The sequence below is a fragment of the Pseudomonas sp. R4-15 genome (assembly GCF_055768815.1).
In genome coordinates this window covers 1,166,635-1,189,233 of record NZ_CM147293.1, presented here as the reverse complement: position 1 = coordinate 1,189,233, position 22,599 = coordinate 1,166,635, and the positions used below count along the sequence as shown (strand labels likewise).

Genomic DNA, 22,599 nt, shown 5'->3' with positions numbered 1-22,599 from the left:
GGATTGGTTTCCAACTTGTAAACCGCGCTTTCCCGGTAACTACCAGGGATCGCCGAGGCGGCAAATCTCAAGCTCAGCGACGAATCGAAACGTCAATTTCGCGAGAGCTAACCATAATCGAATCTGCCTCAGCCCGAGTCAGAATGCCGAGTCGATAGCCCAACTCACTTTGGCCCTCGATGATACTCAGAAGGCGTTCTCGTATAGCTGGGACGGTTTCTCGTTCGAGCTTTCTCAGATGGCGGCCGATTTCTGCGTGCAGCTTGGTGAGCGATTCAGATGTGAGAGTCTGATTATCCATGAGGTCATCCTATGTGAGCGTACACAGCGTACTCGGTTGGTAACTGACATACAGTGGACCAGCAAAAGAGTATGGATGCGAGCCAAATGGGTGCAGTTAATCTCTCATTGCATTTGTCACATCGACCGACCGTGCCCTTGTTCCCGAGTGGCAACCTGTTGATCGATTACATCGGCCATGGCATGGCCGAGTGCCTTGGCAACTCCACCGGCCATTTCAGCCAGCACGTCGACAATTCGGATCTGCTCGCGGGGATCGCTCGGAGCAATCGCCTTTGCGACTGCGGCAGGACTGGATAGCACCGCCTGGAGCGCGTCGAGATCGTTTTCATTCAGGTCGAGATTAAGGGTGATTTTCCGAGTCATAGCGCAACACTCTCCTTGATAATCTTTTCGCGGCTTCCCTCTGGAATCTGAGTGTAAGTGATGATGTCGACGTTTACGCTGAGCAGGCTCTTTAACTCTTCGCCCAGTTCAGCCAGGTCGAAAAGTGTGAAGCCGGCCGGGGGCTCGATCAGCAGGTCTAGGTCGCTATCAGTCGTGTCAGTGCCCCGGGCAACTGAGCCGAAAACCCTTGATGCAGTGACGTTGTAACGAGCCAGAATTTCCCGCACTTGCACGAGATTTTTCGACAGTTGAGCACGAGGACGGGTATCGGCAAGTGCTGGCCAGATCCGAATGCCGGTGGCCATTGCCTCCGCGAGCTCAAGGGCATTTTCCGACCAGCAAAAGATTTCGATAGTGATCTCGACGCTATCGCTGACCTCCTGAGCCGCGACGATCAGATCGACCTGCAGAGCAATTGGCATCGGGCGCTCGCTGAATGCCACGAGGCTCCAGCCTGATTCACGGCCGACGCCGATTGGCTCGTGCGTGATGTAGGCCTCGACGATTTCTGCCGCACCGGTGATTGCCTCCAGGGCTCGCATAAATGGCGCAGCCAAGAGGTCACCGGCACTCGATTTCAGCCGGGCCAGCTCGATTTCGTGGCGATGAATCTGCAGATCCCGCATCTGCTGCGCGAGCAGACTCTCTTGATCAGACATCCTCCAGATCCTCCAGCGCAGAGGCCAGCCTTGCATGCTCCTGGTCCCAAAGGCTCAGAAATTTTTCCCAGTCATGGGCGTAAGCTCCACTCAGCGCACGAGTTGAACCGATTGACGCTATCCCGAATCGTGTCAGCCACGGCTCGGGAATATCAGCGTCACGCACATTAGGAGTGTGGCCATCGCAAACGATGACCGGCACAAGGGCACGAATTTCATCGATCGACAAATGCGCTGCTGCTCCGAGTGGGAATTTCTTGTCGTGCTCAACGACGAGTGCGAGATCCTCAAGCGCATCCCTTCGTTCGTCAGCCCGGCTCCAGGAAGAAAATGCAATTCGCAGTGCGTGTCGGCGGATCTGCTCACGCTCGGCGAGATCAAAGACGGAGCGCTCCGCAGAACTTCTGGAATGCGTTTCGTTCTGGACCATCACATTGACCTCCCATGTTCTCTAAATTCCTCGACGCCCTCCAGGGCGGCAGGCTGTTGAGCGGCCACCGGCTGTTGGGTTTTCGCCTGTTGATCCCACTCCGATGCAGCCTGCGCCGGCCTATTCTGCTGACGCTGCAACAAGTCGTTGGGATCCTCGCCCTCGGCCATTTTGTAGTCGTCCCGGCGATCAGCGACCTGCAGGTCGGGGGCTTGCTCGGCAAGCAGTTGCGTCAGTGCTTCGGTATGCCGGGTGCCTGCATCGTCCCGGTCATAAACGAGATCGACCTGCCGAACACCGGTACGGTCGGCCAGGCCACGCAGAGCGCGGGCGGTATCATCGGCAGGATTCCCGCCAGAGCTGACGTAGAGCGTGCGGGCGCGCTGCTCGGGGGTGTCGAGTTGGTACAAGCTGAGAGCGTCGAGCCCGCCCTCCACGAGCTTGATTCGTTCAGGGATCACGCAACTTGGATTGGCGATATAAACGCCACGCTCGCTCTTCGAAAAGAGCGCCGGTCCGTCCTGCTTACGCTCGAAACCGGCGAATTTTCCATCCTCTCGGACATGCGGGAAAACGGCGTTGCCGTGCCGGTCAGTGCGCCATTTCGTTTCGGCGAGGGTCTGCTCGGAGATTCCACGCGAGATGAGGAAAGCATTGGGCTGGCCGCTGGCCTGCTTGTACTGTTTATATGCCGCTGCGCGGCGAAACTCGGCCTTCAGCGCCTCCTGCCCACGACGCTGCTCGGCCAGGGCGGCACGCTCTGCAGTCAGCGTCCCCTGGTGCTTGATACCGGATTCGAAGTCACGTCCAAAGGCGATCTTCCGCAGTTCGTCACGGGTTTCGAGGAAGCTCGCCCCGGTGGCGTGCTGGTGTAGATGGAACACATCGCCGCCGAGGCCGGAGCCTGAACCGCCCTTGACGGCGATCCAACTTTCCTCGCCGCGTGCGTTGATGCGCAAGGTGATTTCGCGCATGGGATCCGCCTTGTCGAGGGTCTTGTTTTCGAGACGCAGTTTCGCGCCCGCCCCGCTCACCTCGACGTACCCCAACCGCTCGGCGTGGGCGCGAAGGTCTACGCCGTCACGGATCGCCTGCGTCTCCCGTTGCTGCTCGGCTTTCGTCCAAGCTCGGCGCTGTTTCGGCATCGGGGCCTCCTTCCCCAGCTCCTGCTCAACCTCGCGAGTTTTCTTCAGGATCGGCTCAGGCGGTAGCGGCTCTGCCAGCAGCGCCACTCGATTAGCACCCGATGGGAGTTCGTAGGGTTTACCGGGTTTTAGACGACTGTCTTCGGGGTTATCGATCAGGGCACCGACGGCAAAGCCCCTGGCTGCGGCGAGGTCATGCTCAGCTTGAGTCGCTGGCACCACGCTGATCTCCGGCGCCTGCTTGGGCTCGGCCTGCGGCCGGTCCGGGTACTGGAAGCGGTCGCCTGCTTTTTCGAGCAGATCTTTCGTGCTCGGCTGCTGGGCCTGGAACAGTTTTTCAGGGTGCAGCCCCGCCCGGGCATTGGCGGCGGTCAGCTCGCGGGTTTGCGTGTCGGCATCCAGGGCGCAGCGCTTCGATTTAAAAGCCGCAGTGTTCCGGGCCAAGGTATTGAACTGCTGTTGATCGTTCTCCAGATAAAAAGGGCAGGCCTGCCTCGCCCGGGTAAACGCAACGTAGGCCAGGCGGCGGTCTGTCGAGTCAGATGTCAGATAAAAAGCGCGATCAACGGTCAGACCCTGCGACTTGTGCACAGTCATCGCATAGGCGTGGTCGATGCTCGAATAGTCCGACAGCAGCCAGCTGACCGCCTCACCGGTGCGGTCGAGGCGTGCGGTAATCCGGGTGTCATATATCAGCTCGTCGTTATCGTCGGTGCCGGTGACGATGCGCTCGACGTTGACGAGCTCGCCGCGGTCGCCGTTGTAAACGTTTTCATCGCCCAGCTTTTTATTTCTGCGCAGCATGATCCGGTCGCCTGGGCAAAGATCCAGGTCAGCGTAGTCGCCTCGACCAGTCTCGACGGGCACGCGGACGTGCTGAGTTTTGTCCAGCTCACCGGTCGTAAAACGGTGCTCGCGCACCTTCGAGTTGAGGGCTCGAACGGACTGGTTGCGGTCGGCCAGGAGCAGGATCTCTTTCCATTCTATTCCCGCAGTCCGGGCGGCGAGCGCGTCGCCCATTATCAAATCGATAGCTTTTTTCGGGCCTTCCTTTCCCGGTGATCTGAGCAGCCCGCGATTCGCCATCATGTCCAGGGCGTCGGGCCCACCTTCCTCGGCAGGACCTTCGAACCACGCCTGCGAGATTGCCCGGTCGTGCGGGTTCTTCTGGCGGGCGATCTGGACCAGCTCGGCGCAGCCGACTTCTTGCGTGAGCATGTCGAGGCTCGACGCCGAGCCGACAGCTTCGAGCTGGCGGCCGTCACCGACCAGGATCAGTTTCGCGCCGGCCGCATCGACGTAGGAAGCCAGTTTATGCAGTGTCCGCAGGTCGGCGAGGCCGGCTTCGTCGCAGACGATCACGTCTGTCGGCCGGAGTTTTTCTCGAAATTTCTCGTTGTCGTTTTCGAGGCGCATCAGCAGCGAGTGGATTGTCCGCGACTTGATCCCCGCCGAGTTTTCCAGCTCGGCAGCGGCGGCGCCGGACGGTGCCAGGCCGAGCACGCGGTTGCCGGCGGACTCATAGGCCATTCTGACGACACTCAGACTGGCACTTTTGCCCGTACCGGCGGCGCCTTGGAAAATCTGGAGTCGAGGGCCTTTTGTGCAGTACAGCATCGCCGCGCGCTGCTCGCGGTTGAGCTCAAAATGCTCCCGATCCGGCTTTTTTCGCTGAATTTCTTCGTACGCCCGGGCGGCCTCCAGGACTCGATTTTCGGGCAAAACAAATCGTTCCGCAGGCACCTGCGCTGCATGAGCGTAGCCCAGCAGCTCGGCTTCCAGCTGCCGGTAGGTCTCAGTCGTGTACTCGCGCGGGCGCCCCTCCTCCGGGGGGAGCTCGATCACTCCAAGCTGCTGGACCAGCGCGGCGCGGATCGCGGGGATGGCCTGCTCGCCGCCGTGCATGATCGACAGCTGGGCCGCTGCGCGGTCAAGCGCGTGCTCACCGAAAACAGAGGCATTGTGGAAAACTAGATGCTCTGCGAACAGGCGGGTTTCAGGGGTCAGGTCGCCGCACTGCAGTTCCTGCTGCAGGTTCACCAGCTGCTCGCGCCATTCGGCGCGGAGCTCGTCGCTATCCTTCTCTTTTTTGCCATCGCGGCTCCGTTTCGCTGCCCCGCGAGCAGCGTCGGCACCGCTCGCGCCCATCGCGTCGAGCGCTTGCAGGACCTCGATTCGGCGAGTCGAAAACTCCAAGACCGTTTCCCGGCTGACGCCGGCGACACGCAGGCCGTTGCGTTCCAGATCGACTTCCAGGTGCCGGCAAACGTGCGACAGATCGCGCTGCAGAGCGCGGGCGAGATAGGTGTCGAACAGCGCAGCGAATTCAGTTTGACGGCGGAACAGCTCGCCACCGTCGAGCGGACGCCACTGCCCGTCAGCGCCGAGGCAGGCATTCGGGATCTCGGCGTGGACGTGGAGATGCGGCTCCTGATTGCGATTTGTGAAGTGAAGGTAGGTCGCCGCGACCATTCGGCCATTGTGCCGATCGCAACCGCCGGCGCCAGTGCGATAGCAGACATAGCCCTGCCGCTCCGCGTAGTCAAAGACGCTGCGCGAGGCTTCCATCATCGCCCGCTCGACGATCAGCTGATGCTCACGTGGTAGCGAGGCATATAAAAGCGAGATCGTCTTGTCGACGTTGAAACTCGTCGAGTAGCCCGCCAGGCCGGTGCCGCGATCCAGCTCGCCTTGGCGACGCTCGGAAACATAGGACTCCCCGGTGCGCGGGTTCGCGCCCGACATGAGTGCAGCGTAGTCGCCGTCCTGGGGCGTGACTCCTAGCCCCAGAGCTGCGCCGGCACTGCCAGCGTACTCGGCAACCAGGGTTCCGGCGCCCGGAGCGTGGTAATAGTCCTCGCCGCCGCTGCGCGGCTCATTCGCGTCGTCCCGAACCTGGCCCTCTCCGCGCTCGAAATACGCGGCGCGGGCGGCGATGTCGGCGGCGGTGAATTTGTCGATTGTGAAGATAGCCATCAGTTGCCCTCCTCCAGGGCCGTGGCTACGACCTCAGCCACGGCGCGCTGCGCGCCAAGACGGCTCGCGTCGGCGAGCCGAGCCCCCAGAAGGGAGAACGAGCTTTCGATTTCGGCGCGGATCGCGAGAGCTGCGTCAGCGTCAAGACCGACGGTTTTAGCTTCATGCAAACGCAACTCGCCCCGCACGAGGGCGACAAGATCTGAGGTCGGCACGGCTTCAAGTATTGCCTGCAACACCCCAGATTTCGGAGTGCGCAGGTCACGCACCAAGCGCTCGAATGCCTGCTGGGACCACTCACTGCGAATGGTCTGCGTATGGTTTTGTCGCTCGAAAGCCATCTCCTTCCCTCCCCTCCTGGGGCCGTTACTACGCCTGTAGTAATCACTTGCACACCCGAAGCGCCCGATTAGCGCGGGCTCGCACGTCAGCACCTCGCGAAGCGAGTGCAGCCGTGTTCAAGCCTCATGCAACAAATACAACCACAACCATCCGTTTACCTCAAGTTTTAATTGACTAACTACTGTTTACAACTATTATGACCAGCAAGACGGCAGGAAATGACCATCCTCGCTTCTCCGTTTGAAACCGTAAGGCCTAGAATTAGGCAGCACTTTGCAACTAACGGCAGGAGAACGACTGATGACTCAGGAAAAGCCAAGCACCAAGGACCCGATTGAGAAAATCGAGGAGTTCATTTCAGAGATGAATCGCGAGCGAGACGCGCTGACAGCGAAAATCGAGGCCGAATTTGAGCGGCGTCGAGCGGAGGCGCTGGCTCAGACGAGAGGGAAAAAAAACGTGCGTGGTAGCGCGACACAAATCTTATTGCCGCGCCTGGATGTCCTGCGAAAAGCAACCATCGCAGGGACACCGATTACACAACAGAAAGAAGCGCTGGAAGCCGCCGGCGTGTACGTGTCGTACAACAGCTTACGAAAGTTCATTCAAAAGTATTTGGCCCCTGAATACCGAGAGTTTCTCGCGAACTCCAGGACTACCGGAATGCCGCTGGATCAGGGAGAAGCGCCCTTATCAGAAGGGGAGCAAGCCGAAATCGATGCGTTTCTGAGCGGCAAAAAAACTGAGAAAGCAACACCTGTACCCGCTCCCGCAAAGGAAAAGAGCACTGAGCACCTCGCAAGTCCAAGCAGTACGCGAGCCGCCCCAGCAAAATCGATTCGGAAGCTGAAAGAAAAAGCGGACGCGATCGACTACGACGAATTCCGCGAATAGGCGCGGAGAACATAGAAGGAAGGAAACATGCGCATTGCGATCGTCAACCTCGGCGGTAATCAGGGCAAAACCACCCTCGCCGTTAATTTGTTCGCTCCACGTATGCCGGAGGCGAAGATCCTCGCCGTCGAAACAATCAACGCCGCCGGCGGCGACCTCGGCGCCGAGGTCGAGAAACTGCGTGGCGAACAGTTTTCGCGCATCTACGCCGAACTGGCTGCGGCCGACGACCTGATTCTCGACGTGGGTGCTTCGAATATCGAAGACTTTCTCGAAGGTCTGGAGCGTTTCGAAGACGGCCACGACGAGGTGGACCTTTTCGTGATCCCAGCGACCCCAGCGAAGAAAGAGCGCACAGAGGCCATGAAGACCGCGCAGATGCTGCACGAGTTGGGAGTGGCAGGCGAGAAGGTTGCGTTCATTTTCAATCGCTCATCTGACGTCGAGCAGGATTTTAGCGATGTGTTGCGCTTCGCCGAAAAGACCAGTGTAGCCCGCGCCGACGTCGAGGCTTTCGTGCCGGAGTCGGAGCTCTTCACGCTTCTCGCCGACAAGAAGCTCAATATCGCGCAGGCGCTGGCAGATGAAACAGACTGGAAAGCCCATCTCAAAGCGGCTTCTAAGTCAGGCGACAAAAAAGGCTTCGACAAGGCTGCTGACATGGTGGCGATCCAAAAAATGGCGCGTTCAATGGATCGACAGCTGCAGCATGTTTTCGAATCGCTGACTGCGCCGGTAGGTGCATGAGATGAACACGCTCCCGCCGAATCCTAGCGATGCTGCTCTCAACCGGGAGCAGATCATGCTGCGCGAACTATTCGAGGATCATTACAAGCTGGCTGATCGTTTCGAAGCCGCGGCACAGCAAATCTCGATAGTAGAACGCAGCCTTCACGGAACCGAAGGTCACCAGGGCACCACCGAGCTGCTACTCAATGCTGCAGAGCAGTGTAGGCTCGGAGCAGCTGCAGTATCTCAACTCAATGTCGTCGAGCTCGCGGCAGCGGTAGCTCAGCTAAATGAGCAGACAAAAGCGCTGCCTCACCAACTTCTCCGCCCTGAAGAGTCGCAAGCGTTTCGGGAATCCCTAGAGCGCGCATTGCTCTCTGACACCACTCGAATTCTGCGAGTCGCATACGAGGCGGCCATGAAATCTGGCTGCCTCGAAGCGGTTGAAAATGCGCTCACAGAAATGCAAAAGCGTATCGACATCTCATCGTTGGAACGATGCCAAGCAGCAGAAGAGCGGAGCAAAGCATTGCAAGCTGAACTGGATCTTCTGACTGCTCGATTTGATGAGCACTGGGCGGCAGCACGCAAGTGGAGCCTAGGCAAATTTGCTGCCGGGGCGATCCTTGGAGCCGCGTTATCCATCCTCTATCTAGCGTTCTGACATCTAAAATCATTTACAAACCGATCAGCGAACGGCATTAAAAACGCCAAAACCACTGTAGCTAAACGAGGAATTTCGCATGAGCAGTCGTGACGGAGATGGGGATTATCGTGCCCAAAAAAGTCTTTCCATTAATTCTAATGAAAAAGCCAAAGTTGATGAGAACATCATTATTTCTGCGGCAGCAATAGTTGACCACTTTATCGGTCTCGCAGAGAACCGAACGTTTGAATCACGTGATGAAGACGCGCTTGGCATATTCAACCTTAGTCAACCAGGTCAAGCAGTGATGCACATAGGACTGATTGCTGCGGATTACCGGATTGGCCTGCTAGAAGCTGAGAACCGTGCACTGCGGAGCGCTTATGCAAGCGGAACGTCGCTGAACGAAAGTAGCCGTGATTTATTCCCAGACCTGAGGGCATTAAGAGACGCTTATCTTTCAGATTTACTGACAATCCAAACAGGCCGCATGCCTGAGCTAAGTCGTTTCGAGCGGCGACTATGGAACGCTGATACAAGAGCGAAAATTATCGATGCAGCTCGTGCACTACAAATAGCAAACACCCCCTTAAATACTCGCAAGCCTGCAGACATAGTAGAACGGCAACAATAGAGCGCAGCTCAATTTCTAAAAAAGACAAAGGGCGCATTACGCGCCCTTAATAAGGCAGAGCTAATACTTATTGCAACCAAGACTCGACGACCTCGGCACCATATTCTTCTTTCCAAGCCTTCAGGACCTTATGGTTACCACCCTTAGTTTCCACGACCTCACCAGATTGAGGATTCTTGTAGATCTTCACTTGGCGCGTACGGCGCTGGCCTGTAGTTACAGGAGCAGTAAGTGGTGCGGGATCCAAGATAGCGACCACATGCCTCAGACTCATCCCATACTCAGCTAACAGAGTGCGTAGTTTTGTCTCGAACTGGATTTCTTTCTTCAGTTCGTCATCATTCTTGAGCGCGTCCAGCTGTTGCAGTTGAGCTGCGAGTTGTGCCTCAAGACGTTTGAATTCTGCAAGCTTACTCATCTTTACTCCTTGGATAGGTAACTAAATTCATCCCCATCAGCCTACCTAATCAAGACCGAGAAGCCTAGGGCGATTACCAATATTTATTTTCAAACAAGCGTTTTACTGGTGTTACGCAACCACTTATAAATATATACCCGCGCAATTCCAAAAGCACACCATCTAAAAATACTCACCGCGCCTATCTTGAAAGCCTTCCGAGCATGCTTAAAATAACTAAACGCCCAGCTAGCCAGTATTTATAACTTTTCAAGGCAAGCCCAAATGAAGAACATCAAGAGCATATTTTACGCTTTAAATATCATCTCACTCATACTCACAACCCACATTAGCAAAACCATAAAAAACATTACCCCAAAACAATACAGAACCATCATCAGAGCAGTGATTTTATTTTGCATTCTAACTGTATTTTTTGGCCCTCCACGAATTGCTCCAGAGCTAAAAATCTTCTCACCCAAAAACTCACAGCACGCCAACAACACACGACCTACCGAATTCAACTTTCCACCGCCTCCACAAACACCTGACTTCACTAAGATAGGATCGCAGCAATGAACAGCTTTTCTACGCTAGTATTAGTTTGGCTATTTGGAACATGGATGTTTGATCAGAGTGAATTAATCGGGATCGGCAGTACCCACACAACCGTGGTAACCCCTCTAACGATATTTGCCAGTTATTTTTCCATTGTAGGCCTTGCCGGCTTCGGGATTCTTGCTTCTTGGGCGATGTTCCTAGGAATATTCCGGCTTCGCCAGAACGGGAATTTCTTTGGTTCCCGAGACGGCAATGAAGCCTTTTTCTATCCGCTGCGAGTCGTCGTCGCCCTGACTCTGTGTGCGCCCGTGATTCCCGTAGCAAGCGCCGGAGGCCAGTCAGTTGTCCTTACTCCTGGACATAGCTTGATTGCTGGCATTGCAAAAAATGGCAGCAAATGGGGTGATGATGCGCAAACGAGCAGCTTTAAGCTCATGCATGCCTACAATCTCTTTCACGAGCCAAACTATGAAGTATCCGTTAATAGGCCTGAAGCAAAAGGAATGATTGTCAATTGGCTTCAACTCGCTACGGTCGCTACTGGTTATTACATACACAAAAACCCAACTAACGCTCTAAAAGACATCACCGCAACCCAGCTTGCGGTGATGCTCGCGGAAGGAGCTTGGCGTCGCCAATATACGGATAGCTCAAAGCCTGGCTACTATGGGGCCTCCAGCACTACAGCCCCTTTTATCAATCAAATCCTGAACCACACAGCGATTCCACTGATTCCTCCGACGGATGCAATTGCCGCGGCGATCAAGCACAGCGACAGCAGCATTCCCAAAGATGCCGGTGAAGACACCGTAGGCCGCGAAATGGACTCAGAGAACTTCCTTTGCAAAGGGAGCGGAACATCTGGCTTCGCAGCATCAATCGTGTGCTCTGATGAACAGATGGCGCTGCGCGTTACGAACGACAAATCTATCTCCCAAGGCCTTGCCGCGGCACAACGCCAAATGTGGCAACGAATCGTGCAGGCGCAGTTCAGCCGGCATATGGGCTTTAAAAACAATCAAAACGCAGAAGAAGCTAACGCACTCGCTGCAGCCAGCAAGACGTATCTTGAGAAAGAGGTCGATTGGTACATTGCAAATGCGCAATTTACGATTCGGACCGCAATAGCATCCCAACTCCTAGCCGAGTCGGAGCAATTCTTCGCGTCACTGGAGGAATGGGGCTGGATGATGGGCGGGACCTTCGTCCTCCGCGCAGCGAACGATTTCACCAGGGCGCAGAGTTATGCCTCTGAGGGTACGTCAAAACTTTACCCGACCAGCGACCTGGCTGACCTCACCTTTGGTGACGACCTCACAAAGCTGACCATGAACAAGGTTGAGCGTGAATTGGAAGATAGCGGTGACTCTACTGATCTGGCGGATCTTCTTGGCCTGGACATTCTTGGAAAGGATCCTTCGCAAGCCAACCTCTATACGGTCTCGGCCTTCGGGCGCGAACTTGCTGGCACGGGCCTGATGTTCATAAGCGGTAGCGGCCTCTCCTGGATCGCAAGCAAGGCGACCAAGGGCAATGGTGGAATGACAAAAGCTCTGTTCATGATTGGCGTGGTCTTGCTGATTGCAGGGGCCATGATCGGATACGTGCTGCCGGTCGTCTTTGCGATCTTCGGCCTGATGGGCGTTATCAGTTGGCTGACCTTCGTAGCCTCCGCATTTTTTGGCGTAACGCTATGGAGCGCGGCCCAGGCAGCCCCGAAGGGTGAAGAGCATACGTCCCAGATGGCCGGCAAAGGCTGGAACACACTCATCTTCATCGGGTTCTATCCGGCACTTGCAGTAGGCGGCCTTGCAGCGGCCGTCACCATCACCAGCATCGGCCTGCCGATCGTCAATACCATGATGGCAGGGCTCTGGGGAATGATGGACAACGGCGCAGCAGATCTCAGTCAGCCCTTCGACGCGATCGCAGGACTGCTTATCGGCTCTATCATGATGGTGCTGCTCACCTGCATGCTCTTCTGGTCGGTGTGCATGACTTCCGCGTCCCTGATCACCAACTTCCCGCGGACCGTGCTGAACATGATCTCGTTCTCCGAGCCAGGGCTGAACCCGTACGAGAATACGGCTCAAGGTGTTATGGGAGGGGTCAGTGGCTTGGTGAAAGCGCCTTTGTCGATTGCGACGCAATCTATTGTTCGCAGGATTGTCCAGCCAGGCGGGCCTCGATCACCTCAAGGCGGTGGTGAGTAAGAACAAAAAGGCCGCTCAAGCGGCCTTTCGATCCGAAGAGACTACAAGTAATCGCGAAAGAATAATGGATAATTATTCATCAGCGCCTTGTACACACCGTGTCCATCTTCATGCTTGGTCGCGACCTTATATCCTTCACGCCGTGTATAAACGACATGTACCCCATCGAGTTGCACAGCCGAAACACCACCGACCTTGTGTGCACCGTTCGGCCTCAAATCTTCAATATAACGCCCATCTATGTATAACGTATTGAAATAGAAGTGCCCTTTACGCTTAACCACCTGATAGTGATAGACCTCACCAGGCAGATTCTTTAATGGAGGAACATTTTCGTTAAAAAATCTTGTAGCTTCTTCGCTCCATACCTCCGGCCAGACTTCGCCAGTTTTCTCACCGCACCCTGCAAGAAGAACAAATACCCCAAGACAAATCAAGGTTTTAACGAGGACTTTGAAACTTATCATCTTTCACCTCCTCTCACATTCAATTCTTTCCGGTAGAATCTGATTTATTACTTTGGATGCTAGGCTTCGTCATATCGACACTCCGATATCTGTTAATCGAATGAATGGAACTAGAGCGTTCCGGAGGGCCAGAAATCAACTGGAATCATATCGAGTAACAGCGAGCGTCCGACAGGACATTTCTTGATCTTGCCGCCACCTCCCTGTCGCTGCTCCTGGAGGCTTTGGTGCGCAGCGTTTACTGCGGGGTACTACACGACTAAATTATCAGACCCCACACAAATATATACAAGAGCAAAAAGCAAAAAAACGATGATAAATACGCATCAAGTAACTATATCTAATATATAATTCGAAGCAACTAGCTTTCAATCGGTCGCACAATGAAAAACCTTGAACGCAATAAGTCTCTTGATCTCATTAAGTGGATTGCACTGCTATCAATGATAATTGACCATGCCTGGTATGTCCTTCCTGCTGAATTACAAGAACCTTTTCGATGGATGCGTATAGTTGGCCGGCTTGCTTTTCCGCTCTTTTGCCTCGCGATCGCAGCGAACGTTCGTCGCCAACCAGTTGGACATCCAGGTGGCTTGAATTATCTCGGGGGTATTTTCTTCTTTGCGCTTATCAGCCAGCAACCATATTCAAGATTCTTCGATGGGAATCATTTAAATATTCTTTTCACTCTCGGCCTCGGTCTGGTCATCACCCAAGCGATACATCACCTAAAGCCAACGCTCATCGCAGCCGGCATTACTGCACTGGCTATCGCCATCGTTTACCGACCAATTCTGAGCTTCGGGCTTTGCGGGGCGCTACTGCCGGCGGCACTGCTGGCCGCTCTCCAGGCGCGCGTCATTGAAACCAGGATCGTCACCTGGTCGACTGCAGCTCTGATCGCGGTTCTCGCGAACACCGGTGCCGGAATCATGCTGCTGCCCGATCTGCCCGCCAGGGCGCTGGCCAGTATCTCTGCAGCCGCCCTGGCGCCGCTGCTCGGTCTGGCGCTGCTGCAGTTCCGTCTGCGCTCCATCAGACCGGTTGGCACCTGGATGTACCCGATCTATCCGATTCATATGCTGCTACTCAACTCTCTGTCGATCACCTGGGCCTGAGCGGCGAAGCCGCCACACCGCGCCTCAATCCTTCCCCTTCCCTTCCCTTCCGGGGGCTTTTCGCGCCGTAGGCGCATTCAAGCGGAGGCAGAGCCTCTGCCTTGCCTGCCTGCTTCTTATGTAAATACATGTAATACATGTAAGTGACGCGAAACTGCTCTGCAGCCTTAGTGCCGCAAGGCCTCCAGAAATCGCTCGGCGCAGCTAGTACGAATCTCGGCGCAGCTAGTACGAATTGCCCAAGCGGGTTGGCGCAATTAGTACGAACCCTGTGGATAAGCAAGTGCAGCCCTCTGAAATAGGGGCTTGCCAGTGTATCTGGATTGATTTTGAGGCCTAGCGCAAAGCTAAGCGCTTTCGCAGCTAGTACGAACCCTGTGGATAAAATCGATCAGTTCATCTTTTTTTACAAAACCCGACGAACGGTAGCTACCTATAAAAATCAACAGGTTACGAAAAGAAGCCCTTATTAAAGTTTTACTCACGCAATTTCGATAATAAAACATTAAGGACTTTAAAAATTCAGCACTCATTGACTGCATATCTCGGAATAGCAAAATTGACTTAGACCCAAGCAGTTCCGAGAGATGCTCATGAAAAACCAAAAACGACAACCACTTTCTACCGTCGCTGAAATCTGTGAATACCTGCACATCGGCAAGACAACTTTTTATCGTCTTGCCGCCACTCCTGGCTTTCCTGAAGCCATTCGTTTTAATCAGCGAGTAGTTCGCTACGAACTTACAAAAGTGATCGACTTTATCAAGTCAGACATTCCGAAAGAATCGGCCTGATTTTTTGGACGCTATCTGTCATGAGTAATCTAGGTGGCGCACACTCTAAAGAGTTGAAGTCGAGCAAGGCCGCTAATTCGGTCTTCAAAATACTTCAAAGCCATACTAATAGACTGGCTTCGAACAGTGGGCTTTGTAGGGATTTACTCAAAGAGCTTGAGGCTGGTCTGTTACCGCCGCTTCCAGAAGTCATCAAATTTCCCTCTTTACCCCAACGAGCATCAGCGTTACCCACGGCCTGGATACGTACGTCGCTCTTTGTTAACCAGCCACAAACAAAAGCAAAATTCCTGATAAACGAAGTTCTAGAAAGCTACGACACTATCAGAATCGAATACACTGGCGAACAACTCAACATGTTCGACAATGATGTATACCTTGAAATTATACGCCTAGCTCAAGGTCGTGCACCGGGCGAAAAAATATTATTCAACAGACATTCCTTCTTGCGCGCACTAGGAATATCTGGAGGAAAGAATAACTATGATGCCTTGCATCAGTCCCTGCAAAAGCTTAAAGGAAACACTATAAAAATAACGAACTTTAAGACCGGCTACGATGCATTCAGTCTTATCGACCAACTGTCTTGGGATGAGGAAGTTGGTTGCTGGCGATTTTCGATAGGCGATATTGTTATTGAAATGCTCAGCACGGAGCTTTCTTACATTGATCTTGATATTCGCAAGAGCCTGACAACCCCCCTGTCGAAGTACCTACAGAATTACATGTCAGCCGGGCTGCCAGGTGAGCGCGAGGTAAAAGTCGACAACTTGATGAGATTAAGCGGCACCACTAGCCAACTTAAAGATTTTCTTGGAAAGGGGAGAGGCCTCACTAAGGCTCTGGATGAATTGAAAGCAGTTAGGTTCCTTGCCAGCTACGCTATTCATAAAAACAAAAATGGCGACCATATTGTCAGATGGAACCGCACTGCTCACCAAAACTCCAGGCGCCACGCAAGCGGTATCTAATCGAGCACTTTACTAAGAACTGCTTCGAACCCGGCCATTGCTTTTAGCTTCTCTGGTAAATAGGCTTCCGGATTATTGCGATAGTGCTGTCCAACCACACCAGTCTGGCCGTGTGACTGCAGCAAATCACTCAGCCGATCATCTACACCATTGCGTTGCATGAGCTGCGCGCAGGTCCGTCGCAGATCTCTAGGCGTAAAGTGCGGGATTTGTTCGTCATCGATCTTTCCGTGCTTTGACCCAAGCCAATCCCTGATTGCGTGAGCGAAGCTGGTCGTAGCGAATGGCTTCTTCCCATAGCTTGTCCACGGCCATTCAAAACCGCCTGTAATCGCCTCAACCTGCTCCAGCAACTCCAATGCTCGATCAGTTAGCGGCACGAGATGAATTCGCTCAACCTCTCCTCGCCCCTTCCTGTCCACCAGTCGCAAAGTCCGGCTTTCTTTGTCGTAGCTCGACCAAGGCTCTCGCGCGACTTGCTCAATTCGCTGCCCCCCAAGGGCGATGACAAATTGGAATAGACGACTGATGACAGGACCGATGCCGTCGGTTTCGGTGATCGTCGCCCAGAAATGCTTCAACTCGGTATCAGAAAGCGCCCGGGTGCCAGGCTTGCTTGTGCTGGGAACTAGAACAGCATCGACTGGATTCGAATCAATCGAGTAGTTTTTGCTGCTGGATCGGCCAAGCGAATGCTCAGCGGTCATCCCATACTGAAACGCGGCTCGCAGGAACGAACGCACTTTATCGGCCTGCCTCGTCGCGCCTCGGTTCCAGATCGTCTCCAGGATTTGCCGAATGTGCTGCGGCCGGACCTCTGAAGCGCGAAGTGCAAGCACTTGAGCATGAGCCTCTAAAAGATCGACCTTTAGGATGCGCTCATACTCGCTGACTTGGTCATCGCGCACCTTCCCCCGCCGATCCTCGATGTACTCGCGAAACAGCTCTTCAAATGAGCCCTGCACACGCAAGGCGTTGATTTCTCGTTCGCGCTCAATACGTGCTAATTCGGCCTGGTTTTCCAAATCCTCCAGGTGAGCCCGGACATCTCCGTGTTCGACAGCAACCTTCGCCAACTCACGCGCGCGCTCCCGAATTTCAGGCAGAGTCAGCCCAATACCCCGCGGGCTGAGCTTGCAGACCCCGATTTTGATTAAGCTGTCCTTCCCGTCGAGTCGATAACGGTAAAATGCCATCGGCGGCGTCTCGCCCTGACGCTTAAAAATCAGCGATCCCATGCCCCTGCCGGGCAAGCTCTCAGTGAGCTTCCCGCCGCCAGGCTTCATCCCTCGGAGCTTTTGCTCGTTTACTGTACCGGCCATTTTTCCAGTCCCCGCAAGTCCCCGTTTCAGTCCCCACTTGACGCAGGACTCAACGGTACTAAGCGGAACCATGTGGAACAAGAAAAACCGTACAGACCAGTAAAATCAGCACATAGACAATCTACACGGAACCATCAGAGTTCATGAGGAGCTATTAAGCACCTCCCTCATAATCCTTTGGTCCACGGCTCCAGACCATGTGTCCCTTCCCAGCCATACATCACACAGCTCGTGCATTTCTGAATGCAGTCGAACGCCTCAATCCGAGCGCCTATCCGGCTCGATGACGAGCACGGGGCTTCGGCGGTCTGACGTCCGGTCTTCTTTCCCCAGCAAAATGCACGGAAAACTTCCCCTGCGCGGGCGCAAGCGCTATCGTTGACACCCTGCAGATCGTCCACAATAGAACCCCTCCCGACGCCATCCGGCGCGACGATTCCCTGGCGAATTCCGGCCGGCCATTCGGTCGAGGTCGATGGCTCCCACCGGCGCCTCCCGTTGATTCGCAGTGACTCGCGACCAGCCTCCTGACGTCGATGCGGTACAGGACGACCCTCTCTAGCTGGGAGGGCACGCAACAGACCGGCAGGCCGGCGCCGTATCGCGTCGGCGCCCCATTCACATCACTGCGACACCGCGTCGAACGAGGCAATCATGGGCGAACCCGCCATCGACTGGAGCACTCTGGGCTTCGACTACATCAAGACCGATTTCCGCTACCTCTCCCACTGGCGTGAAGGCGCCTGGGATGCGGGTACGCTGACCGAGGACAACGTCCTGCACATCAGCGAGGGCTCGACCGCCCTGCACTACGGCCAGCAGTGCTTCGAGGGCCTCAAGGCGTATCGCTGCAAGGACGGTTCGATCAACCTGTTCCGCCCCGACCAGAATGCCCTGCGCATGCAGCGCTCCTGCGCGCGCCTGCTGATGCCGGCGGTATCCACCGAGCAGTTCATCGATGCCTGCCGCCAGGTGGTCAAGGCCAACGAACGCTTCGTGCCGCCCTACGGCACCGGCGGCGCGCTGTATCTGCGCCCGTTCGTCATCGGCGTGGGCGACAACATCGGCGTGCGCACCGCCCCCGAATTCATCTTCGGCGTGTTCTGCATCCCGGTCGGCCCGTACTTCAAGGGCGGCATGAAGCCCCACGATTTCGTGATCTCCACCTATGACCGCGCCGCCCCTCACGGCACCGGCGCGGCCAAGGTCGGTGGCAACTATGCCGCCAGCCTGATGCCTGGCTCCCTGGCCAAGAAAGGTGGCTTCGCCGACTGCATCTATCTGGACCCGGTGACCCACAGCAAGATCGAGGAAGTCGGTTCGGCCAACTTCTTCGCCATCACCCACGACGACGAGTTCGTGACGCCGCGCTCGGAGTCGGTGCTGCCCGGCATCACCCGGCTGTCGCTGATCACCCTGGCCAAGGAGCGTCTGGGGCTCACCGTGATCGAAGGCGATGTGTTCATCGACCAGCTGGATCGCTTCAAGGAAGCCGGCGCCTGCGGCACCGCGGCGGTAATTACGCCGATCGGCGCGATCCAGCACGGCGAGAAGGAGCACGTTTTCTTCAGCCGTGAGCAGACCGGTCCCGTGACCAAGCGCCTGTACGAAGAGCTGACCGGTATCCAGAAAGGCGACATCGAAGGCCCGCAGGGCTGGGTCGTCAAAGTCTGATCCAGACGCTGGAAGCCCCAAAGGGCGCTGCGTGCAGCGCCCTTTTTCATGCCCACCGTTCTCTTCCGGGTTGCATGGCACAAGGCCCCTGCTGCGGTCCCAAGCATGGCTAAACCAGTCCGCCGCCCAGTCGCTGGACGTCGCCCAGGGCGCCCGCGGCGACGCGCCGCGGGTCAAGGGAGCACGGGGCTCCCGGACTAACGATGACGACCACACGAGTGGGGCGCGAGTCGAGCAGGCAATCATCCCACTCACCGATCCAGGCCCGCTGTCCTGTGGCGCGTCCTTTCTCTGAGAGGAGCGAGGTAATCGAGCCTCAGGCGCCGGCGGCATCCAGCACCTGCATGTCCCGTTCGTCGAGCGTTAACTGCAACGCATTGAGCAGGCTCTGAAGCTGCTGGCGCGAAGTGGCGCTGGCGATGGGCGCGGTGACTCCGCGGCTGGCGATCAGCCACGCCAGGGCGACCTCCGCCGGCTGCGCGGAATGTCGTTCGGCAACCCCGTCGAGCGCCGTGAGAATCGCCCGGCCGCGGGCATCCAGGTACTTTTCTATACCACTGCCACGCTTGCTCTGCCCCAGGTCTTCGCGACTACGGTACTTACCGGTGAGAAAACCCGAAGCCAGGCTGTAATAGGTAATGACGCCGAGCCCTTCGTCCACCGCCAGGTCACGCAACTCACCCGCGTAGGCACTGCGGTCGTACAGATTGAATTCCGGCTGGAGGGTCGCATAGCGCGGCAGACCGCTGGCATCGGCCACCTGCAACGCTCGTCGCAGCTGGGCGGCATCGTGATTGGAGGCGCCGATGGCGCGCACCTTGCCCTGTTCGATCAGCCGCGCATAGGCGCCCAGGGTTTCCTCCAGCGGCACCTCGGCGTCGAACAGGTGGGATTGATAGAGATCGATGCGCTCGACCTGCAGACGACGCAGGGAATCCTCCACAGCGCGCATGATCCAGCGCTCGGAAAGGCCCTTGTCATCGGGCCCGAGCGCCATGCCCACCTTGGTCAGCAGCAGCACCTTGTCGCGCTTGCCGGGGTTGGCCTTGAGCCAGTTACCGATGATGGTTTCCGACTCGCCACCCCGATTGCCCTTGGCCCAGGCGGAGTAGACGTCCGCGGTATCGATGGCATTGCAGCCGGCATCGGCGAAGGCGTCGAGCAGCTCGAAGCTGGTTCTCTGGTCGACGGTCCAGCCGAATACGTTGCCGCCGAAGACCAGCGGGACGATGTCGAGGCCGGAGCGGCCAAGCGAACGGGATTTCATAGAGGCCTCCTGGTGCCGGAATTACCGGCAATGCATGGAAAGAGCTCGGTAGAACGCCGGGTTATAGCGAGTTGGGAGCCGCAAAACATGCAAAAGATTCTGTGCAACGGTCTAAGGATGTCTGCAACGACGGGGACCTTCTGATACGCACCTGCCAGGTGCATGCTGAATCCCTATCCCTTCATTCCTTCATCCCTTCGAAAGAGGTCTGACATGCACATCGATTTGTTCGACAAACTCGCCGTGGTCAGCGGCTCCACCGCCGGTATCGGTCTGGCCATCGTCAAGGGCCTGGCCGCCGCGGGAGCCACCGTGGTGGTCACCGGACGTACCCCCGTGCGGGTAGAGCAGGCGATCGCCAACGTCCATGAGCAACTGCCCAACGCCCGTCTGATCGCGTTCAGCGGCGACCTGGCCACCGCGCAGGGCTGCGATGCCCTGCTCGAAGCGGTGCCGCGTTGCGACATCCTGGTGAACAACCTGGGCATCTTCGGCGGCCAGGACTTCTTCGACATTCCCGACAGCGAGTGGAGCCGCTACTTCGAGACCAATGTGATGTCCGGCGTGCGCCTGGCTCGCGCCTACCTGCCCGGCATGCAGACCAACGGCTGGGGGCGCGTGCTGTTCCTATCCTCGGAATCGGCACAGAACATCCCGGCGGACATGATCCACTATGGCTTCAGCAAGACGGCGGTACTGTCGATCTCCCGCGGCATCGCCAAGCGCATGGCGGGTACCGGTGTGACCGTGAATGCGGTGCTACCGGGTCCGACGCTCTCCGACGGAGTCGCCGACATGTTCAAGGAGCAGATGGACAAGACCGGACAGTCGCTGGAAGCCTGTGCTGCCGACTTCGTCAAGGCGCATCGCCCAAGTTCGATCCTGCAACGCGCCACCAGCGTCGAGGAAGTCGCCAACATGGTCGTCTACCTGGCTTCGCCCCAGGCTTCCGGGACTACCGGGGCGGCCCTGCGCGTGGACGGAGGCGTAGTGGACGCCCTACTCTGAGCACCCTCGCCCCGAAAAACCTGGGGAAATGAAAACGCCCGGCGATAAGCCGGGCGTTTTGCTGACGCAGCCCTCTTAGACCGTGTGCTGGCCCGCCGGGGTGCGGTCGAAACCATCCTCGGCGACGCGCTGGCCTGCCGGCGTACGGTCGAAACCATCCTCGGCGATTCGCTGGCCTGCCGGCGTGCGGTCGAAACCGTCCTCGGCGAGGCGCTGGCCTGCCGGGGTACGGTCGAAACCATCCTCGGCGATGCCCTGCCCCATCGGGGTACGGTCGAAGCCGTCCTCGGACAACTGGCGCTCGAGGGCAGGCTGCGCAATGGCGCCCTGGCTCGACGTACTGGAGGCCTGGACTGCAGCGATGCTGCTGGCGACGGCAAGTGCAATGATGGCGAAGGCGCTGATGCTGAGCTGTTTCATGGTGATTCTCCCAAGCTGTCTGTCTGGTGACGTCCGCCTCTAGCGGCGTCGTCGATGGGAGAAAGGTTACGGACTCTTAACCTAGTGAATAAGTAGGTTAAGCGTGCTTCACAGTCATGATTGAGTTGACAATATCCATGAATCGACTCAGATAATAACCACTATCGAGTCAATTAATAGTTGAAGCCAGCGCCCGACAACGACTCAACGCAGGCACTCCCGCAGGTACTCGACGAAGAGCTGAACCACGCGAGAGGCGAGGCGATGCTGGGGATACACGGCATAGACCGTTTCTTCCTGGGGCAGGAAATCCTCCAGCACCGGAACCAGTGCGCCGGTCTTGAGCGCCTCGCCCAGGATGAAGGTCGGCAACAGTGCAATACCCCGCCCGCCCACGGCTGCATCACGGATCACTTCTCCATTGTTGGCCCGCAGGTTTCCCTGCAGAGCGACCAACAGGGGCTTGCCACGCTCGATGAAACGCCACTCCACATGCCGCGAGTGGCCGTACAGCAGGCAATCGTGGTCGACCAGTTCCCGGGGATGACGCGGTGCAGGGCGTCTGGCGAGATAGTCAGGACTGGCGCACGCCACCACCCGGATGCTGGTCAGGCGACGCGCGATGAGGGTCGAGTCTTCCAGCACACCGACACGAATCGACATGTCATAGCCCTCGCCGACCAGATCCACCGCCCGGTCATTGAGATCGACCTCGAGGCGGATCATCGGATAACGCCGCATGAACTCGGCCAGTAGGGGGCTGACATGCAACGTGCCGAAGGTCATCGGCGCACTGATACGCAAGGCGCCACGAGGCGTGGCACTGCGACTGGACAGCAGTTCCTGGGTCTCGTCGAACTCCTCGAGAATCTTCGCGGCGCGCTCGTAGAGCAGCACCCCCAGCTCCGTGGGGCTCAGGCGACGCGTGGTGCGATTGAGCAGGCGAACGCCCAGCGATTCTTCCAGCGCCATGGTTCGTCGACTCACATATTGCTTGGACACCCCCAGGCGGTCGGCGGCCGCGGTGAAACTGCCCAGATCGAGCGTAGCGACGAACAAGCGGAGGTCTTCGAGATTCATGGGGCCGGCGCCAATGCGGGAGACGCTCGATTATCCCTTGCATGCGCCACGACTCAAGCCCGCCTGCGGGGCCTAGGGCCTGTTCCCGTTTCATTCACGGCCGCGCCGGCGCCTGTTTTGCCGCGAGACAAGGCGCGAGTCGCAGGACTTACCGGGGTAAGTTCA

21 protein-coding genes are annotated in these 22,599 nt (G+C 56.8%); 10 read left to right on the top strand and 11 right to left on the bottom strand.

All coding sequences use genetic code 11. The features are described from left to right. Positions 1 to 417: 417 nt before the first annotated feature. The 5 genes from ACYRGX_RS05685 to ACYRGX_RS05665 are packed head-to-tail and all read right to left on the bottom strand — an operon-like array spanning position 418 to position 6,238. Positions 418 to 666 carry a hypothetical protein gene (locus ACYRGX_RS05685; RefSeq protein WP_473055639.1) on the bottom strand — a complete coding sequence of 83 codons (249 nt, stop codon included), beginning with the start codon at positions 664 to 666 and terminating at the stop codon, positions 418 to 420. Beyond that, positions 663 to 1,346: a nucleotidyltransferase family protein gene (locus tag ACYRGX_RS05680; protein WP_473055638.1), complete on the bottom strand. Its 684-nt coding sequence runs from the start codon at positions 1,344 to 1,346 to the stop codon at positions 663 to 665. Before ACYRGX_RS05680 ends, ACYRGX_RS05685 begins: the two co-directional genes overlap by 4 nt. Beyond that, on the bottom strand, positions 1,339 to 1,776 hold the full coding sequence (locus tag ACYRGX_RS05675; protein ID WP_473055637.1) for a hypothetical protein: 438 nt from the start codon (positions 1,774 to 1,776) through the stop codon (positions 1,339 to 1,341). Before ACYRGX_RS05675 ends, ACYRGX_RS05680 begins: the two co-directional genes overlap by 8 nt. Beyond that, on the bottom strand, positions 1,776 to 5,897 hold the full coding sequence (mobF, locus tag ACYRGX_RS05670; protein WP_473055636.1) for a MobF family relaxase: 4,122 nt from the start codon (positions 5,895 to 5,897) through the stop codon (positions 1,776 to 1,778). The genes ACYRGX_RS05675 and mobF overlap by 1 nt, the downstream gene beginning before the upstream one ends. Next, positions 5,897 to 6,238, bottom strand: a complete 342-nt coding sequence (locus ACYRGX_RS05665) for a hypothetical protein (RefSeq protein ID WP_473055635.1) — start codon at positions 6,236 to 6,238, stop codon at positions 5,897 to 5,899. The genes mobF and ACYRGX_RS05665 overlap by 1 nt, the downstream gene beginning before the upstream one ends. A 301-nt stretch (positions 6,239 to 6,539) precedes the next feature. Here ACYRGX_RS05665 and ACYRGX_RS05660 point away from each other — a divergent pair, with 301 nt between their 5' ends. From ACYRGX_RS05660 to ACYRGX_RS05645, 4 genes are all read left to right on the top strand, one after another. Next, complete coding sequence (locus ACYRGX_RS05660; RefSeq protein ID WP_159970744.1) at positions 6,540 to 7,133, top strand: hypothetical protein; 594 nt, start codon at positions 6,540 to 6,542, stop codon at positions 7,131 to 7,133. 27 nt (positions 7,134 to 7,160) lie between these two features. After that, positions 7,161 to 7,880: a StbB family protein gene (gene stbB, locus ACYRGX_RS05655; protein WP_159970743.1), complete on the top strand. Its 720-nt coding sequence runs from the start codon at positions 7,161 to 7,163 to the stop codon at positions 7,878 to 7,880. A 1-nt stretch (position 7,881) separates the two neighbouring features. Continuing rightward, positions 7,882 to 8,526, top strand: coding sequence for a hypothetical protein (locus tag ACYRGX_RS05650; protein ID WP_473055634.1), 645 nt, complete (start codon positions 7,882 to 7,884; stop codon positions 8,524 to 8,526). Between the two features lie 79 nt (positions 8,527 to 8,605). Continuing rightward, positions 8,606 to 9,142, top strand: coding sequence for a hypothetical protein (locus ACYRGX_RS05645; RefSeq protein ID WP_473055633.1), 537 nt, complete (start codon positions 8,606 to 8,608; stop codon positions 9,140 to 9,142). 67 nt (positions 9,143 to 9,209) lie between these two features. Here the strand turns inward: ACYRGX_RS05645 and ACYRGX_RS05640 are convergent, their stop codons facing one another. Then, positions 9,210 to 9,560 (bottom strand): histone-like nucleoid-structuring protein, MvaT/MvaU family, encoded by a 351-nt coding sequence (locus tag ACYRGX_RS05640; RefSeq protein WP_159970740.1) that lies wholly within the window; start codon positions 9,558 to 9,560, stop codon positions 9,210 to 9,212. Positions 9,561 to 10,162: 602 nt separating this feature from the next. Here ACYRGX_RS05640 and ACYRGX_RS05635 point away from each other — a divergent pair. Further along, on the top strand, positions 10,163 to 12,313 hold the full coding sequence (locus ACYRGX_RS05635) for a hypothetical protein (RefSeq protein WP_473055632.1): 2,151 nt from the start codon (positions 10,163 to 10,165) through the stop codon (positions 12,311 to 12,313). A 41-nt stretch (positions 12,314 to 12,354) separates the two neighbouring features. Here ACYRGX_RS05635 and ACYRGX_RS05630 read toward each other — a convergent pair whose 3' ends face one another. Continuing rightward, the gene (locus ACYRGX_RS05630; protein ID WP_159970738.1) at positions 12,355 to 12,780 is read right to left on the bottom strand and encodes a hypothetical protein; all 426 of its coding nucleotides are present in this window, start codon (positions 12,778 to 12,780) and stop codon (positions 12,355 to 12,357) included. Between the two features lie 383 nt (positions 12,781 to 13,163). On the opposite strand from ACYRGX_RS05630, the gene ACYRGX_RS05625 reads away from it, so the two are divergent. The 3 genes from ACYRGX_RS05625 to ACYRGX_RS05615 all read left to right on the top strand — a co-directional run bounded on the left by ACYRGX_RS05625 (position 13,164) and on the right by ACYRGX_RS05615 (position 15,663). Beyond that, on the top strand, positions 13,164 to 13,898 hold the full coding sequence (locus tag ACYRGX_RS05625) for a TraX family protein (RefSeq protein ID WP_473055631.1): 735 nt from the start codon (positions 13,164 to 13,166) through the stop codon (positions 13,896 to 13,898). A 593-nt stretch (positions 13,899 to 14,491) separates the two neighbouring features. Next, positions 14,492 to 14,692, top strand: a complete 201-nt coding sequence (locus ACYRGX_RS05620; RefSeq protein ID WP_473055630.1) for a helix-turn-helix transcriptional regulator — start codon at positions 14,492 to 14,494, stop codon at positions 14,690 to 14,692. A gap of 20 nt (positions 14,693 to 14,712) precedes the next feature. Next, the gene (locus tag ACYRGX_RS05615) at positions 14,713 to 15,663 is read left to right on the top strand and encodes a replication initiation protein (protein ID WP_473055629.1); all 951 of its coding nucleotides are present in this window, start codon (positions 14,713 to 14,715) and stop codon (positions 15,661 to 15,663) included. Here ACYRGX_RS05615 and ACYRGX_RS05610 read toward each other — a convergent pair. Continuing rightward, complete coding sequence (locus tag ACYRGX_RS05610) at positions 15,660 to 16,901, bottom strand: tyrosine-type recombinase/integrase (protein WP_473055628.1); 1,242 nt, start codon at positions 16,899 to 16,901, stop codon at positions 15,660 to 15,662. The genes ACYRGX_RS05615 and ACYRGX_RS05610 overlap by 4 nt on opposite strands. A gap of 738 nt (positions 16,902 to 17,639) precedes the next feature. Between ACYRGX_RS05610 and ACYRGX_RS05605 the strand changes: the two genes are divergently transcribed. Further along, positions 17,640 to 18,659, top strand: coding sequence for a branched-chain amino acid aminotransferase (locus ACYRGX_RS05605; protein ID WP_473055627.1), 1,020 nt, complete (start codon positions 17,640 to 17,642; stop codon positions 18,657 to 18,659). A gap of 316 nt (positions 18,660 to 18,975) precedes the next feature. Here the strand turns inward: ACYRGX_RS05605 and ACYRGX_RS05600 are convergent, their stop codons facing one another. Continuing rightward, positions 18,976 to 19,926 carry an aldo/keto reductase gene (locus tag ACYRGX_RS05600; protein WP_473055626.1) on the bottom strand — a complete coding sequence of 317 codons (951 nt, stop codon included), beginning with the start codon at positions 19,924 to 19,926 and terminating at the stop codon, positions 18,976 to 18,978. Between the two features lie 213 nt (positions 19,927 to 20,139). Between ACYRGX_RS05600 and ACYRGX_RS05595 the strand changes: the two genes are divergently transcribed. Then, a complete protein-coding gene (locus tag ACYRGX_RS05595; protein ID WP_473055625.1) occupies positions 20,140 to 20,934 on the top strand; it encodes an SDR family NAD(P)-dependent oxidoreductase in 795 nt (264 codons plus the stop codon). A gap of 75 nt (positions 20,935 to 21,009) precedes the next feature. Here ACYRGX_RS05595 and ACYRGX_RS05590 read toward each other — a convergent pair whose 3' ends face one another. After that, on the bottom strand, positions 21,010 to 21,354 hold the full coding sequence (locus tag ACYRGX_RS05590; protein ID WP_473055624.1) for a hypothetical protein: 345 nt from the start codon (positions 21,352 to 21,354) through the stop codon (positions 21,010 to 21,012). Positions 21,355 to 21,558: 204 nt separating this feature from the next. Continuing rightward, positions 21,559 to 22,434, bottom strand: a complete 876-nt coding sequence (locus tag ACYRGX_RS05585; RefSeq protein WP_473055623.1) for a LysR family transcriptional regulator — start codon at positions 22,432 to 22,434, stop codon at positions 21,559 to 21,561. Positions 22,435 to 22,599: the final 165 nt, after the last annotated feature.